This is a genomic window from Bacillus andreraoultii, assembly GCF_001244735.1.
GTDB classification, from domain to species: Bacteria; Bacillota; Bacilli; order Bacillales; family Caldibacillaceae; genus Caldifermentibacillus; species Caldifermentibacillus andreraoultii.
On the sequence record NZ_LN868937.1, the window covers coordinates 1,491,008 to 1,506,802 of the forward strand.

General features: G+C 35.4%; 20 protein-coding genes and 1 tRNA gene. 16 read left to right on the forward strand and 5 right to left on the reverse strand.

Features of this window, described 5'->3' with window-relative positions; translation table 11 throughout:
* The first annotated feature begins 213 nt into the window (after positions 1-213).
* Positions 214-1,473: a Y-family DNA polymerase gene (locus BN2144_RS12275; protein WP_033828484.1), complete on the forward strand. Its 1,260-nt coding sequence runs from the start codon at positions 214-216 to the stop codon at positions 1,471-1,473.
* Between the two features lie 40 nt (positions 1,474-1,513).
* A complete protein-coding gene (locus tag BN2144_RS12280) occupies positions 1,514-1,846 on the forward strand; it encodes a YolD-like family protein (protein WP_033828485.1) in 333 nt (110 codons plus the stop codon).
* 69 nt (positions 1,847-1,915) lie between these two features.
* Here BN2144_RS12280 and BN2144_RS19940 read toward each other — a convergent pair whose 3' ends face one another.
* Complete coding sequence (locus BN2144_RS19940) at positions 1,916-2,068, reverse strand: hypothetical protein (RefSeq protein ID WP_154665511.1); 153 nt, start codon at positions 2,066-2,068, stop codon at positions 1,916-1,918.
* A 151-nt stretch (positions 2,069-2,219) separates the two neighbouring features.
* Here BN2144_RS19940 and BN2144_RS12285 point away from each other — a divergent pair.
* Positions 2,220-2,308 (forward strand) — tRNA-Ser (locus BN2144_RS12285).
* A gap of 216 nt (positions 2,309-2,524) precedes the next feature.
* Here the strand turns inward: BN2144_RS12285 and BN2144_RS12290 are convergent.
* Both BN2144_RS12290 and BN2144_RS20630 read right to left on the reverse strand, forming a co-directional pair.
* The gene (locus BN2144_RS12290; protein ID WP_033828486.1) at positions 2,525-3,445 is read right to left on the reverse strand and encodes an alpha/beta hydrolase; all 921 of its coding nucleotides are present in this window, start codon (positions 3,443-3,445) and stop codon (positions 2,525-2,527) included.
* A 152-nt stretch (positions 3,446-3,597) separates the two neighbouring features.
* Positions 3,598-3,729: a hypothetical protein gene (locus BN2144_RS20630; protein ID WP_268258034.1), complete on the reverse strand. Its 132-nt coding sequence runs from the start codon at positions 3,727-3,729 to the stop codon at positions 3,598-3,600.
* Between the two features lie 145 nt (positions 3,730-3,874).
* On the opposite strand from BN2144_RS20630, the gene BN2144_RS12295 reads away from it, so the two are divergent.
* The gene (locus BN2144_RS12295; protein WP_033828487.1) at positions 3,875-4,105 is read left to right on the forward strand and encodes a DUF3886 domain-containing protein; all 231 of its coding nucleotides are present in this window, start codon (positions 3,875-3,877) and stop codon (positions 4,103-4,105) included.
* Between the two features lie 163 nt (positions 4,106-4,268).
* On the opposite strand, the gene BN2144_RS12300 is transcribed toward BN2144_RS12295, so the two are convergent.
* Together BN2144_RS12300 and mciZ are read right to left on the reverse strand one after the other, a co-directional pair.
* Positions 4,269-5,198 carry an aldo/keto reductase gene (locus BN2144_RS12300; protein ID WP_033828488.1) on the reverse strand — a complete coding sequence of 310 codons (930 nt, stop codon included), beginning with the start codon at positions 5,196-5,198 and terminating at the stop codon, positions 4,269-4,271.
* Between the two features lie 76 nt (positions 5,199-5,274).
* Positions 5,275-5,460: a Z-ring formation inhibitor MciZ gene (mciZ, locus tag BN2144_RS21000; RefSeq protein WP_033828489.1), complete on the reverse strand. Its 186-nt coding sequence runs from the start codon at positions 5,458-5,460 to the stop codon at positions 5,275-5,277.
* Positions 5,461-5,706: 246 nt separating this feature from the next.
* Between mciZ and BN2144_RS12310 the strand changes: the two genes are divergently transcribed.
* The 12 genes from BN2144_RS12310 to sigF all read left to right on the forward strand — a co-directional run bounded on the left by BN2144_RS12310 (position 5,707) and on the right by sigF (position 15,723).
* On the forward strand, positions 5,707-6,261 hold the full coding sequence (locus BN2144_RS12310; RefSeq protein WP_033828490.1) for an NUDIX hydrolase: 555 nt from the start codon (positions 5,707-5,709) through the stop codon (positions 6,259-6,261).
* Complete coding sequence (locus BN2144_RS12315) at positions 6,258-7,436, forward strand: TIGR00375 family protein (protein ID WP_033828491.1); 1,179 nt, start codon at positions 6,258-6,260, stop codon at positions 7,434-7,436. The genes BN2144_RS12310 and BN2144_RS12315 overlap by 4 nt, the downstream gene beginning before the upstream one ends.
* Positions 7,437-7,528: 92 nt before the next feature.
* Entirely contained in the window at positions 7,529-8,167 is a 639-nt protein-coding gene (gene spoIIM / locus BN2144_RS12320; protein WP_033828492.1) for a stage II sporulation protein M, read from the forward strand.
* Between the two features lie 129 nt (positions 8,168-8,296).
* On the forward strand, positions 8,297-8,746 hold the full coding sequence (fur, locus tag BN2144_RS12325) for a ferric iron uptake transcriptional regulator (RefSeq protein WP_033828493.1): 450 nt from the start codon (positions 8,297-8,299) through the stop codon (positions 8,744-8,746).
* A gap of 162 nt (positions 8,747-8,908) precedes the next feature.
* Entirely contained in the window at positions 8,909-9,133 is a 225-nt protein-coding gene (locus BN2144_RS12330) for a YqzK family protein (protein WP_033828494.1), read from the forward strand.
* Between the two features lie 5 nt (positions 9,134-9,138).
* Positions 9,139-10,029 (forward strand): site-specific tyrosine recombinase XerD, encoded by an 891-nt coding sequence (xerD, locus tag BN2144_RS12335; RefSeq protein WP_033828495.1) that lies wholly within the window; start codon positions 9,139-9,141, stop codon positions 10,027-10,029.
* A gap of 151 nt (positions 10,030-10,180) precedes the next feature.
* Positions 10,181-11,365: a phosphopentomutase gene (gene deoB / locus BN2144_RS12340; protein ID WP_033828496.1), complete on the forward strand. Its 1,185-nt coding sequence runs from the start codon at positions 10,181-10,183 to the stop codon at positions 11,363-11,365.
* A 44-nt stretch (positions 11,366-11,409) separates the two neighbouring features.
* The gene (locus tag BN2144_RS12345) at positions 11,410-12,711 is read left to right on the forward strand and encodes a pyrimidine-nucleoside phosphorylase (protein ID WP_033828497.1); all 1,302 of its coding nucleotides are present in this window, start codon (positions 11,410-11,412) and stop codon (positions 12,709-12,711) included.
* Positions 12,712-12,849: 138 nt separating this feature from the next.
* Positions 12,850-14,016 carry a D-alanyl-D-alanine carboxypeptidase family protein gene (locus tag BN2144_RS12350; RefSeq protein WP_033828498.1) on the forward strand — a complete coding sequence of 389 codons (1,167 nt, stop codon included), beginning with the start codon at positions 12,850-12,852 and terminating at the stop codon, positions 14,014-14,016.
* A 140-nt stretch (positions 14,017-14,156) separates the two neighbouring features.
* Positions 14,157-14,510: an anti-sigma F factor antagonist gene (spoIIAA, locus tag BN2144_RS12355; protein WP_033828499.1), complete on the forward strand. Its 354-nt coding sequence runs from the start codon at positions 14,157-14,159 to the stop codon at positions 14,508-14,510.
* A 1-nt stretch (position 14,511) separates the two neighbouring features.
* On the forward strand, positions 14,512-14,952 hold the full coding sequence (gene spoIIAB, locus BN2144_RS12360; RefSeq protein WP_033828500.1) for an anti-sigma F factor: 441 nt from the start codon (positions 14,512-14,514) through the stop codon (positions 14,950-14,952).
* A 12-nt stretch (positions 14,953-14,964) separates the two neighbouring features.
* Positions 14,965-15,723: an RNA polymerase sporulation sigma factor SigF gene (sigF, locus tag BN2144_RS12365; RefSeq protein ID WP_033828501.1), complete on the forward strand. Its 759-nt coding sequence runs from the start codon at positions 14,965-14,967 to the stop codon at positions 15,721-15,723.
* The last annotated feature ends 72 nt before the right edge of the window (positions 15,724-15,795 follow it).

Sequence of the window (15,795 nt, forward strand, 5' to 3'; positions counted from 1 at the left end):
GAACGCTAGTCTCTTTGGCTGCCTAAAGGCTTGAGCGGCCTTTTAGCTTTCTTTAATACGTGGAAAAAAGACCTGTATCGTTAACTTCTCGTTGACTTACAGGTTTTTTAATTGGAAAAAAATTCTTATTGAAATCGAACGTATATTCCTATAAAATATTGAATATATTATTATCAAACGTATGTTTGTGAGTGTTTGTTGGAGGAGGTAGGAATGGTGGATTATAGCCGTTTACCGCATCAACATATTTTATGTGTTGATATTAAAAGTTTTTATGCAAGTTGTTCAGCGGTGATGCACGGACTTGATCCGCTCGAATGTTACTTAGTCGTTGTCGGTGATAAAGAACGGGAAGGAAGTGTTGTTCTAGCTGCCTCTCCTCGGATGAAAAAGGAATTTGGGATAAAAACAGGTTCCAGAATGTTTGAAGTACCTAATGATCCTCGTATCCAAATAGTAGAACCGAACATGTCAACTTACTTACGTGTTTCAACCGAAATTACTCGTCTGTTTAATCGTTATGTTCCAAAAGAAGCGATTCATGTGTACAGTGTTGATGAAAGTTTTATTAAAGTAGACGGGGCCAATCTTCTATGGGGAAATGTTTTTCGCATTGCAGAAAAAATAAAAGATGACTTGCTTCGTGAGTTCCAGCTCCCATGTGCGATCGGAATTGGACCGAATATGCTTATGGCAAAGCTTGCTTTAGATTTAGATGCAAAAAGAAGTGGGATTGCACTTTGGAAATATGAGGATATACCGGAAAAATTATGGCCAATTTCACCGCTAAGTGAAATGTGGGGAATTGGGAGACGATTAGAAAAAAACTTAAATAATATGGGGATTTATTCGGTGGGGCAGCTCGCTAATTATAATTTATCTAAATTAGAGAAAAAGTTTGGTGTTATGGGGAACCAACTGTATTACCATGCATGGGGAGTTGATTTATCGGAAATTGGAGCGCCAATAATGGATGGACAAATTAGTTTTGGTAAAAGTCAAATTTTACTCCGAGACTATAAAAAAATAGCTGAAATTAAACATGTCATCTTAGAGATGTGTGAAGAAGTAGCAAGGCGGGCTCGTTCAGGAAAATATGCTGGGCGAACGGTTAGTTTAGGGATAGGCTATAGCTATGAAGAATTAGGAGGCGGGTTTCATCGATCAAAAACGATAGAGACGCCGACAAATATTACAATGGATATTTACCAAATCTGCTTAGAAATTTTTAATAAACATTATGATGGACGAACAGTTCGGCAAATTTCTATTGCTCTTTCCAATATTATTCCGGATGAGAATGTCCAACTTGATTTATTCCAACCAAATTTATGGAAGAAAAGGAAACTAGGGTATACAGTTGATCAAATTCGTCACCGTTATGGTTCCGAGGCGTTGCTAAGAGCTGTCTCTTATGCAGAAGGGGGAACTGCGAGAAGACGGGCGAAACTTGTTGGTGGCCACAAGGCATAGTTGCTTTAAGTATGAATGAAAGATGAAAGGAAGGGTGCATATGATTCGGGACCGTGGACGAATAAAATGGACGGCAATGATGCTACCAGAGCATGTCCAATTGCTTCGTGAGTGGGCAAATGAAGACTCATGGGAGAAGTCAACAGAATTAGATGAACAGCAATTAGAAGTGTTCAATGAAATCATATTTAGTGCAAAAGAAATGAGAAAAAAGGTAGCCGTCCAATACTATACAGGGCATCATTATAAGACACTGATTGGTCATATTCGTTCTCTGGACACAATGGAGAATACGATTCAAGTAGTTAGTGAGGAGGGTACGCTTTATTCTATCTCGCTTGCAAAAATTTCTGATATAGAACATGCTGAATAGAGAAAAGTACATTTGAGAAGGAGACGGGGGTGCGCTTTTATCTCCTCTTATTAAATGATTAGCACGTACTTACTTGAAAAGAATCTGCCACCCCATGTAAAAGCAAACTACACAAACAATCGCGATAAATAAAAATGCAATCAACCCGAATAATAATTTAAGAAGTATTCGAATTAGGAAGACAGCGACTATAAGAATAAGAAGCATTTTTATTAACTTCATGAAAATCCTCCTAAAAATTCAATTTAACTTAATGTCATTTTATCATGTTTAGCGAAAGGATGCTTGGATTATCCGGAGAAAAAAGTTTTCAAATAAGGTAGTGACAAATAGGAAGATTTCATATATAATATTTGGTGTTCCAAAAAATTATGGAGAAGTACCCAAGTGGTTAAAAGGGGACGCACTCGAAATGCGTTAGGGCGGGTGACCGTCGCGTGGGTTCGAATCCCACCTTCTCCGTTTCTTGTGTTCTAGAGATAACTAGCAGCATAGAAAAAACTCTTGATACGACTGCATTTGCGGTCGTTTTTGTTGCTTCCTAATGAATCCAAGAGAACTTGAAAAGATTTTGCATGGATTTTACACGGTGTAAGTTGTTTGTAATAGAATCATCCGCATAATTTCCAAGCTGCTCCATCTTGTCAATCATTTTAATTCTTCATAGCCTACTTACGGCTATACATCTAAATACGTAGATAAAAATGAGTCAATTGCTTCTTCGTACTCCCTCCGATTTTCATTAAGCGATTGCGCATGGCCACCGTTTTTCGCCAATAAGAGCATTTTCGCACCTTTTTTCTGTTCAAACAAATCTTTTGTCATATATGGTAATATATAGTCATCTTTTTCGCTATGAATGAATAGGACAGGTTGTTTAATTCGATCAACGACAGTAATCGGTGAAACATGTTTTATTGAAAACTTTCCACGGACTCTCAAAAATAAACTGCCAATGGATAAGAGTGTTCGTGCGGGTAAATATTTTCCTTCACATTTTAATTGATAAAGAAGAAGTTCATGGAAATCAGAAAAAGGGCAATCTACAATATAAAAATTGGCTCTACCGTTCAGCTCACCGGCATAGAGTAGTGTTGTTGCAGCCCCCATCGATTCTCCGTGAATGCCCAAAAGTAAATTTTCTCCCTCTTGATCAAATAGCCAATCGACAACGGCTTGTAAATCATACTTCTCAAAAAAACCATAACTTGTTGTGTTTCCATTCGTTTTCCCATGGCGCCGCTGATCATAAATAATTACATTAAATCCCCGCTCCAAAAAAAGATTTGCATATTTCATAGAACTCATTTTACTTTCTGTCACCCCATGTGAAAAAATAATAAATCGTTTAGTTTGATGTGGTCGGATAACCATTGCATTAATTTTGTATCCATTTGGAGAAGGAATCCAAACTTCTTTCTTCGGTAAAGTGGCAAATTGAACAGGGATAATATGATTTAGTTTTGTATCACGTTCAATGATCTCTTGTTCATTTTTTTTCTTAATATGTAGAACACGCTTAGAAAAATAGGTGCCAAATGAGGCGGCAGCACTAGCAGTAAGTAAAGTAGCTAGAGTGAATATATGTTTTGTTTTCATAAAATAACCCCCTAAAAACGTTTTTTCGTTCATGGTATTATGATTATTATAACGAAACTGTTGATTAAAATGGAGGTTTTATTTGAAAGATTTGTAGAGTTTGATGAAGGAAGATTTTCAGAGGAGGAAAGTTCATTCCTCCATATAGAATATTACTGTGGTGTGTTTTGACGCTTTGTCGGATGAATGGCGTTTTCTAAATCTTCGGCAGCAATTTGGTGTTTAATGGTATCAGCATTTGGTTTCCCTTTTTGGCTATATCCTTTATCCTTTTTATTACTCATCACGATTCCTCCTTTCAACATAAATTCATTCGTATTTTAAGAATAACTTTAAAAAATTATTCGGCCCACTCCATTTTTTGATAAAATAGAAATGGAGGAAATCTATTTATCAAAATAGTCAACAACTATAGGAGTGTAAGGTAATATGAAGAAAAATAAAAAAGATGATGTGAAGGCACCAACTTTGAAAGATGCACTCGGTGATGAATTAATAAAAAAATTAAAGGAAACAAAAAAAGAACTAGAAGAAAAGGAACTCAAGCAAAAAGAAGAAGCGGAAGCAAAGAAACGTGAAGAGAGAAGAAAGCGGGAGAAAAATAAATCGTTTGAAGAGTTACTACAGGAAAGTGATTTAGACTGGAGAAAATATAAATAACGCTGTTAAATGAAAGACGTCCATCAAAAGAGAGATGAACGTCTTGTTTTTTTTCAATACACATAAGCGCACAAGGAAGGCTTCGGTAGTATTACATCTAAGCTGAAAAATTCTCTTTCCGGCGAACTCAAGTCTCTCGTTTCGCCTGGCCCTAAAGCTTTCTTTATTGTAATCGATGCTGCGAATAACCAGCTGAACTTGTTATCGATTTAATAAAATTGAGTTCTTCTTCACTAAGTTGAGGTTGGTTAAGTGCCGCAACGTTTTCTTTTAATTGTTCCACTGAGCTCGCACCAACGACACAAGATGCGACAACGGGTTGTGCTAATACAAACTGTAAACTAGCTGCGGTCATTTCTCGATTTGTTGCAATTTTTTCTTTTAATTGTGGGAGTAGTTTCAATAGTTCTTCATAGCTATAGTGTAAATATCCTGTTTCCTTTACTGAATCAGAAGCTTTATTTAAAAGAGCGTTACTTAATAGCCCTTTTGCTAATGGTCCACGAGCAACAATGTTCATTCCGTGTGAATGTACTAACGGAAATACTTCTTCTTCTGGACGGCGATCAAGTATACTATATTGCATCATAACAGAAGTGATTTGGGAACGTTCTGCGTATTCTTTAATGACGGTCGGTCGGATGGATGAAATTCCGTAATAGCCAATAACTCCTTCTAGTTGCAATTCTTCAAAAGCCTCAATTACCTCATCAATTGGATCTTCTATTGTTCCGCCATGTAATTGGTAGAGATCAATATAATCAGTCCCTAAACGGTTTAAGCTTTGTTTAACTGCTTCTTTTATATATGATTTTGATGCATCCCAAAACCATCCGTTTTTATCATTATTCCACCGGTTCCCGACCTTTGTTGCAATAATTACCTCATCTCGGACAGATTTGAGTGCCTGTCCAACAATCTTTTCATTCTCGCCATAATCATATAAATCGGCCGTATCGAAATAATTAATTCCAGCATCAAGGGCTGCGTGAATAATTTTTTCTGCCTTTTGCGGATAGGTTCCAAGTGACATGCAGCCTAATCCAATTTCAGAAACATATAATGGCGACTTCCCTAATTTACGTTTTTTCATACGAATCAACCTTTCATTCTTCTTTTCTTTATATTTTACCGTTACTTAGGGGAAAATAGAAAAAATACAGTCGCAATTAATTATTTTTCGCTATATTTTTTGGAAATGAGTAGATTACTGCTCCTTTATTTTTCGCTTTATTTCCATTCGAATTACTTTCCAAACTGTCAATCCATTCGGAAACATATTCATATTTGCTACCATAAACCTTTAACCAATGTCTAACTTCCCACATTTTTCCGGATAAAGATACTCGTTTCATTTCCCACCTCAAAATTCTTATTTTTTAGTTAATAGGAAAATATAAATTTTCCAATTTCTACTTTCCTTGCGCTTAAGGGGCACAAGGAAGGCTTCGACCATTGCAGAAAAGCGAGAAACTCTAATTTTTCGGCGAACTCTAGTCTCTTTTTTGCCTAAAAGCTCTGACCCTAGCGTTTTCTTTATCTAAAAAAACTATGATAAACTATATGACGTGTAATGAATTAAAAGAACTGGAGGGAAGATAATGGATACATATGAAGAAATAACAGTGAAAAGGGATACTTTATTTAAAGGAAGAATTGTTTCGCTTCATGTAGATGAAGTAAAATTACCAAATGGAAAAATGAGCACAAGGGAAATTGTTGAACATCCTGGAGCCGTTGCGATTATCGCGATTACAGATCAAGATAAGATGATTATGGTCGAACAATATCGCAAACCATTAGAACGCTCACTAGTTGAGATACCGGCTGGGAAATTAGAAAAAGGAGAAAATCCTTTAACTTGTGCGAAAAGGGAATTAGGAGAAGAAACGGGCTATACATGTGAATCAATGGAACTGCTCACCTCTTTTTATACATCACCAGGATTCAGTGATGAATTACTTCATGTATATCTTGCTAAAGGTTTGAAAAAGGAAAGTGAACTTCACTTAGATGAAGATGAATTTGTTGATTTACTTGAAGTTTCTTATGAAGAAGCACAACAATTCATGAAAGAACAAAAAATACTCGATGCAAAAACAATTTACGCCGTTCAATATTGGCAACTAGCAAGAACAATGGAGAGTAAGGTATGAAGCGCTATTTTGCAGATATGCATATTCATGTTGGTCGGACAAAGTCAGGTCGTGCTGTAAAGATTACGGGTTCGAAAAATTTAACGTTAACAAATATTTTACATATGGCGAAAAATCAAAAAGGGATTGATATGGTAGGAGTAATCGACTGTCATTCCCCGGAAGTAATAGAGGAAATTGGCGAATTAATTACTACAGGAGATTTGGAACCGCTAAATGATGGTGGCTTACTATTTCAAGAAAAAACAACATTAATTCTTGGAAGTGAATTAGAAGTTTATGATTTATCTTGTAAAGGTCCGATTCATCTTCTCTGTTTCTTACCGAGTTTGGAAAAAATGAAAGAATTCTCAAAATGGTTGTCCACTCAACTTAAAAATATTCATTTAAGCTCTCAACGTATTTATACACCTGGTCGTGAGCTTCAAAAAAAAGTAAAGGAGCTTGACGGTTTATTTATTCCAGCTCATGTATTCACTCCATTTAAAAGTTTATTTGGTCGAGGAGTAGAGCGAGATTTACGAGAAGTATTAGATCCAGATTTAATCGATGCTATTGAACTTGGACTAAGTAGTGATACAGAGATGGCGGATCACTTAAATCAACTTCATCGATATACATATGTGACAAATTCCGACGCCCACTCACTTCCAAAAATAGCACGAGAATATCAAGCACTTATGTTGGAACAACCGAGTTTTACTGAATTTGCGAAAGCACTTAAAAATGAAGATGATAGAAAAATTATCGCGAATTATGGTTTGGATCCACTGCTCGGTAAATATCATGAAACGACGTGTGCGAAATGTTTTACCCCAATTCAAAAAGGAGTTAAGCAATGTCCTAATTGCGGCTCAACGAACATTACAAAAGGAGTTAAAGATCGGATTAATGAGTTGTCAGATGCGTCCGAATTTCCAAATCGACCACCATATGTGCATCAAGTACCACTCGAATTTTTACCTGGAATCGGACCGAAAACTTTACAAAAACTACTAAAAAGTTTCGGGACAGAGATGGCAATTATTCATGATACAAGTTTTAACGAATTAATAAATATCGTTCCGGAAAAGACGGCTAAATTAATTGTAAAAGCTAGAGTTGGCGAGCTTACATTAAATGCCGGTGGTGGCGGTCGATATGGGAAAGTGAATGAGCGGGATGATGAAAGCTAAAGAAGGAAATTTAATTTTCCTTCTTTTAATTTTGAATACTTCCTCTTCCTCTTTCATACAATCTAGTAAGTTGTTTGAAGGAGGAAGAAAAAATGAAGAATCGGATGCGGCCAAATTTTTTAGTAAACCATATCGAACAAAATTCCTCATTTTATATTTTTCACACGGTTCTATTAGTAATGGGTGTTATTTTTGGTGCAATTGTTGTGAATAGTTTAAGCGTAACTCAAAAGGACGATTTATTTTATTTCATTAATGAGTTTTTCACACAATTTAAGCAAAGTGAGATTGCAGCACCAAAGGAAATCTTTTTACATTCATTAAGCTATAATAGCAAATACGTTGGTTTAATGTGGGTACTTGGCATTACAATGATTGGATTACCAATTATTCTTGTTCTTCTCTTTCTTAAAGGGATGGTCATTGGTTTTACAATCGGTTTTTTTGTTCAACAAATGGGGTGGAAAGGATTCTTTTTATCATTTGTATCTGTTCTTCCACAAAATATTGTGATTATCCCTGTTTTCATTACAGTTGCAGTTATATCTGTTATTTTTTCATTGAAAATGATTAGAAAGCTATTTGTAAAAACGATTTATCAACCACCATTTGCCCCCATGTTAATTAAATATTGTATGTTTTTTGGCTTAGCTTTTTTACTATTGTGTTTAGCTGCATTTATTGAAGGCTACTTTACACCGTACTTAATGAAAGGGCTACTTAGCTTATAGACGAGTAAAATGATGTTATTGATAATCAATTAATAATGATTATAAACTATAATTTATAATTATTTTAGTTTGCAACTCCCTAATCTTTTGATATAATTAGGATACATTGGCGAGGGAGGGGCAATATGTATGGAAAATCGCCTTGATAAAATAAAAAAACAATTGCACTCATCAAGCTATAAATTAACACCGCAAAGAGAGGCCACTGTCCGGGTATTGCTAGAAAATGAAGAGGATCATTTAAGTGCGGAAGACGTATACCTCCTCGTTAAAGAAAAATCTCCTGAGATCGGTCTTGCAACGGTATATCGCACATTAGAATTATTAACAGAGTTAAAAATTGTAGATAAAATTAATTTTGGTGATGGAGTTTCTCGTTATGATTTACGAAAAGAAGGTGCTACCCACTTTCATCATCATCTAGTTTGTATTGAATGTGGTTCCGTAGAAGAAATTCAAGAAGATTTGCTTGATGACGTAGAAGTAATCGTAGAAGACAAGTGGCACTTCCTTGTAAAGGATCATCGTCTAACATTTCATGGGATATGCCGAGACTGTCAAAGTAAAGGAAAAAAGTAAAATAAACAAACGATCGAACAATGAGACCATCTCATTGTTTTTTCACATTTAATAGAAAAGAAAGAAGAATTGAAATTAAATATAAAATTTTGAGTATAAATTTTATGATTCCTGGCATAAGTTGTAATATGGACAAACAATCCGAAAAAGGTGCGAGGAAAAATGAAGTTTATTAAATTAGTTATTCAAACGTTAAAAGTATTCATTCTTTTCACAGGATGTACGATTTTATTTTATTATGCTATTATGTGGGTAAGTGAAGAATATAGAAATCAACATCGCTATGAGGAGCCGGAAGGAAAAGCGGTAAAGGTTGTCTCAGACGGTATGGCAAGCGAAAATAACTGGTACGATCGACTAATTATGTTTTATTTAAATGGGGAGTAATTTATGTGAATGATTGTTTAAAAGATTTTCTACATTATTTAATAGTTGAAAAAGGATTAGCAAATAACACAATTCAGTCTTATCGACGTGATTTAACTGCCTACCTTGATTATTTGCAAAAATTAAAAATCCAAAATTTAAATGATATTTCCCGTGGACATATTATGCAATTTTTAAGTAGCTTAAAAGCGGACGGAAAATCATCACGTACGATTGCAAGACATATTGCGTCAATTCGTTCTTTTCATCACTTCTTAATATTGGATAAAATTACAGACCAAGATCCGACTGTACATATTGAAACACCACAAACGGAACTTAAATTACCAAAAGTCCTTAATACGGAAGAAGTGGAGGCACTCCTTAATACACCAGATTTAACAACAGCGCTTGGAATACGAGATAAAGCAATGTTAGAACTTATGTATGCAACAGGAATGCGGGTAAGTGAATTAATCAATTTAAACATAAATGATGTTCATTTATCTCTAGGTTTTGTTCGTTGCATCGGAAAAGGAAGTAAAGAACGAATTATTCCAATTGGAAAAATGGCGACAGATGCTTTAACCTTATATTTTGAGAATTCACGTGCTAAAATAGTTAATAATAAAAAGAAATCAGATGCGTTGTTTTTAAATCACCATGGACAGAGGTTATCAAGGCAAGGTTTTTGGAAGATTTTAAAACAGTTAGCGATAAAAGCTGGTATACAAAAGGAATTAACACCACATACACTTCGCCACTCTTTTGCAACACATTTATTAGAAAATGGCGCTGATTTGCGATCTGTTCAAGAAATGTTAGGACATGCCGATATATCAACGACTCAAATATATACTCACGTAACAAAAACTAGATTAAAGGATGTTTATAATAAATTTCATCCACGTGCGTAAAAAAGCTACTCTAATTGAGGTGGCTTTTTATCTTTGATAGCTATTCCAATATATGGCAATGATGTACTATAATAAATAGTAGTATCACTTATACATATACTACCAATAGGGTGAAAAATTTAAGGTGCAACAAAAATTAGGAGGGAACATCATGGAAAAAAATCGATATAAACGTGTATTCCTAGTTGTATTGGATTCAGTTGGGATTGGTGAAGCGCCAGATGCTGAACAATTTGGTGACAAAGGGTCAGACACTCTTGGGCATATTGCACGTGAAATGAACGGTTTACATATGCCTAATATGGCAAAGTTGGGGCTAAGCAATATAAAAGAAATTCAAGGTGTTCCGAAACAAGAACAACCAATGGGTTATTATACAAAAATGCAAGAAGCTTCACGTGGAAAGGATACGATGACTGGTCATTGGGAAATAATGGGATTGAATATCCAAACACCATTTAAAGTTTTTCCAGATGGCTTTCCAAAGGAATTGCTTGATGAAATTGAAAAGAGAACAGGGAGAAAAGTAATCGGTAACAAACCGGCGAGTGGAACAGCGATTATTGAAGAATTAGGAGAAGAACATATGAAAACGGGTGCTCTTATTGTCTATACTTCAGCAGATCCTGTTCTTCAAATTGCAGCGCATGAAGAAATCGTTCCTCTTGATGAGTTGTATAAAATTTGTGAAATTTGCCGTGAATTAACTTTATCTGAAAAGTATAAAGTCGGTCGAGTCATTGCACGTCCGTTTATTGGTACACCAGGTAACTTTACCCGTACAGCTAATCGGCATGACTATGCGTTAAAACCATTTGGCCGAACAGTCATGAATGAATTGAAAGATAGTGGTTTTGATGTCATTGCACTTGGAAAAATTTCAGATATTTATGCAGGTGAAGGGGTAACAAAAGCAATTCGTACAAAATCAAATATGGACGGAATGGATAAACTTCTCGATTCGATTGAAATGGACTTTACTGGAATAAGTTTTTTGAATTTAGTAGACTTTGATGCCCTATACGGACATAGAAGAGATCCAATAGGCTATGGTAAAGCATTGGAAGAGTACGATGCACGTCTTTCCGAAGTACTTGAAAAATTAACAGATGATGATCTTCTAATTATTACAGCAGACCATGGTAACGATCCTGTGCACCCAGGAACTGATCATACCCGGGAATATGTACCATTATTAGTATACTCCCCACGTATGAAAGGTGGAGATGGTTTACCAATTCGGGAAACATTCGCTGATATCGGGGCAACAATAGCAGAAAACTTTGCTGTAAAAGCACCTGAATTTGGAAAAAGCTTTTTAAATGATATAAAATAATCGGATTTGTTATGAGGTAAATGACGGATTGGGTGGTGAGCAAAGTGAGAATGATTGATATTATTGAAAAAAAACGGGATGGCCATGAATTAACAACAGAAGAAATTCAGTTTTTTGTGAATGGTTATACAGATGGATCAATTCCAGACTATCAAGCCAGTGCTCTACTAATGGCAATATTTTTTCAAGGAATGAATCATGTAGAACAAAAAAACTTAACAATGGCAATGGTAAACTCTGGGGATCAAGTTGACTTATCCAAAATAAATGGAATTAAAGTTGATAAACATTCAACAGGTGGAGTCGGTGACACAACGACGATGGTTTTAGGTCCGCTTGTCGCCTCTGTTGGTGTCCCAGTGGCGAAAATGAGTGGTCGAGGGTTAGGACATACGGGTGGAACCATCGATAAGTTGGAATCATTTCCTGGATTTCATGTGGAGCTAACGAATGAGGAGTTTATTAAACTTGTTAACGAGCAAAAAATAGCTGTAGTAGGTCAAAGTGGAAATTTAACACCCGCAGACAAAAAATTATATGCGCTCCGAGATGTTACAGGAACGGTAAATAGTATCCCGTTGATTGCGAGTTCAATTATGAGTAAAAAAATAGCAGCTGGTGCAGATTGCATTGTTTTAGATGTGAAAATCGGTTCGGGTGCGTTTATGAAAAATGTAAGTGACGCAAAAGAACTAGCTGAAACGATGGTAGAAATCGGAAATAGTGTTGGTAGAAAGACAATGGCTGTCATTTCCGATATGGATCAGCCACTAGGATTTGCAATAGGTAATGCACTAGAAATTAAAGAAGCGATTGAAACACTTAAAGGCAATGGACCGAAAGACTTAACAGAGCTTTGTTTAACGTTAGGAAGCCAAATGGTTTATTTAGCAAAAAAAGCAAGCTCACTTGAAGAAGCTCGGCAAATTTTAAATGAATCAATTTCATCAGGGAAAGCATTGGAAAAAATGAAAATATTTATTGCTAGTCAAGGTGGCGATGCAACTTGTGTTGACCATCCGGAAAGACTCGCTCAAGCAAAATATATAATTGATTTACCTGCGAAAGAATCAGGTTGGATTAAGGAGTTAACTGCTGATAAAATAGGTGTTGCGGCCATGCTTTTAGGTGCTGGACGAGAAACAAAAGAATCAGAAATCGATTTAGCAGTTGGAATTGTTTTAAGGAAGAAAGTCGGTGACAAAGTGGAAAAAGATGAACCGATTTTAACAATCTACTCGAACAAGGAAAACATTGACGCTGTTCGAGAACTTTTATACGAAAACATTCGTATTTCTCAAGAGGAAGTGTCACCACCTCCATTAATCCACGAGATAATTAAATAAGTGTAAATTCTGTAGCTCTCCATATTGGAGGGCTTTTTTTTATTCGTTTCATTTTTTATGAAAGGCTGTTTAAATTCTCCTGTATTGGAAATAATAGGTGGAAGAACTAATACATATTACCAAAAGTGAGGGAAAGTCATGAAACGGTCAGTAGTTATATTTATTATGACCATTTGCTTAAGTTTAGCAATGGTTCCGACACCTATTTTCGCTAGTGAGGTTAAGCTCAGCCTAGCGGATAATGCAAAATCTGCCATATTAATTGAAAGAGATACAGGAGCAGTTTTGTTTGAAAAAAACAGTGATGAAAAATTATCTCCAGCAAGTATGACAAAAATTATGACGATGTTATTAATTATGGAAGCTTTGGACGAGGGGAAAATACAACTTAAAGAAAAAGTAAGAACAAGTGAATATGCTGCTTCTATGGGAGGGTCACAAATCTTTTTAGAAGAAGGCGAGGAAATGACAGTTGAAGAACTTCTTCTAGCAATCTCTCTTGGATCTGCTAACGATGCTTCCGTTGCTTTGGCTGAAAAAATTGCTGGTTCCGAACGTAATTTTGTAGAAATGATGAATGAAAAAGCAAAAGAATTAGGGTTAAAGAATACAAAGTTCCAAAATTCGACTGGATTACCCGCGAACGATCATTACAGTAGTGCGAAAGACATGGCATTACTAGCAAAGGAACTATTGAAACATGAAAATATTACAAAGTACACTAGTCAATACGAATCGTATTTAAGGGAAAATACAGATAAGAAATTCTGGCTAGTTAATACAAATCGATTAGTCAAATTTTATCCGGGTGTCGATGGGTTAAAAACTGGTTATACAAATGAAGCAAAATATTGTTTGACTGCAACAGCTAAAAAAAATGATATGCGTGTCATAGCTGTCGTATTTGGAGCTTCAACATCGAAAGAAAGAAATAAACAAATTACACAAATGTTTGACTACGCTTTTAGTCAGTTTGAAACGAAACAGTTTTATGCAAAAGGAGACGTACTAGGGAAAGTAAAAGTTGAAAAAGGACAAAAGCGGAAAATTGACATGGCCGCTGGTGAAAGTGTTTCTCTATTGGCGAAAAAAGGGGAAAAAATGGATAAAGTAAAAACAAAAGTAAAACTAAATAAAAATATTGCAGCACCAATTAAAAAAGGGCAAGAAATTGGTAAGATTATTTTAGAAAAAGACGGAAAAATCATTGCAGAAAATGCTGTTGTTGCAAATGAAAGTGTGAAGCCAGCAAGTTGGTGGACATTATATAAACGTGCATTCAGTATATTTACTAAAGTTGAGTAAGTAAATTTTAAATTGCTAGAAAATAATAGATAGAAGAAATTGCAGAAAATAATCGATTCTACACTAGTTTTGTCGACAAGAAGGAATTCCTTTGTATTATATCGAATTGACTCACTATACGAAAGAAGGAGGCATGTATAGTGAGTCTACAAGTGAATCTAGAATGGAAAGAAAAACATATATTAGTTGTTAGACTTAGCGGAGAGTTAGACCATCATACGGCAGATACTGTTCGTGACCAAGTTTCACAAGCAATGGAAGAAGGCGAAGTTAAATATTTAATAGTAAACCTTGAAAGTTTAACTTTTATGGATAGTTCGGGTCTAGGTGTCATATTAGGCAGATATAAGCAGATTAAACAAATAAATGGTGAAATGATTGTTTGTTCTGTTCCACCATCAATTGAACGATTATTTAATATGTCAGGATTATTTAAAATCGTTCATATTGATCCAACTGAAGAACAAGCTTTACTTAGATTGGGGGTTGCCTAATATGAATAACGAAATGTACTTAAAATTTCGTGCACTAAGTCAAAATGAATCTTTTGCAAGAGTTACTGTTTCCGCATTTATTGCACAATTAGATCCGACAATGGATGAGTTAACAGAAATTAAAACAGCTGTTTCTGAAGCGGTTACAAATGCCATCATCCACGGTTACGAAAATAAAGGAGAAGGATTTGTTTATGTATCTGTCCGCCTTGATGGTTCTATTGTTGAATTAGAAGTTCGTGATGAGGGAATAGGCATAATGGATGTAGATGAAGCTAGACAACCATTATTTACGACAAAGCCAGAATTAGAACGATCTGGTATGGGTTTTACGATTATGGAAAATTTTGTAGATGAAATGACGATCGATTCTGTTCCAAATGGAGGGACAACTGTCCGTTTGAAAAAAAAATTGTCAAATGCAAATGCAGTGTACAATTAAGGGGTATTGCCAATGGATGTGGAGGTTAAAAAAGATACCGATCAATCTTTTACGAAAGATGTAGAAATTAAACATCTTATTAAAAGAAGTCAGTCGGGAGATCAAGAAGCGCGAAATGAAATTGTCGAGAAAAACATTCGCCTTGTCTGGTCTGTTGTGCAGCGATTTTTAAATCGTGGCTATGATCCGGATGATTTGTTTCAAATTGGTTGTATCGGTTTATTAAAGTCGGTGGACAAATTTGATTTGTCCTATGATGTGAAATTTTCTACTTATGCAGTACCAATGATTATCGGTGAAATTCAACGATTTATTCGTGATGATGGCACAATTAAGGTTAGTCGTTCATTAAAAGAAATAGGAAATAAGATTCGCCGTGCAAAAGATGATCTGGCTAAAGAATTAGGGCGTGCACCAACGATTTATGAAGTAAGTGAACATTTGCAAATCCCTGTCGAAGAATTATTACTAGCTCAAGAAGCGGTAATGGCACCGACATCCATCCATGAAACGGTTTATGAAAACGATGGTGATCCGATTACATTACTTGATCAAATTTCAGATCAAGAAGATGGGAAGTGGTTTGAGAAAATTGCCCTAAAAGAAGCTATAGAAGGATTAGATGATAGAGAAAAATTAATTGTATATTTAAGGTACTATAATGATCAGACACAATCAGAAGTAGCGAGTCGATTAGGTATTTCTCAAGTACAAGTTTCAAGACTAGAGAAAAAAATATTAAAGCAGATAAAAAGCCAAATGGACGTTTAAGTCATTTGGTTTTTTTTGGTTTTCATGAATTTCTGTTTCTAACAAATACTATTTTTACAAAGAAATTAGTTT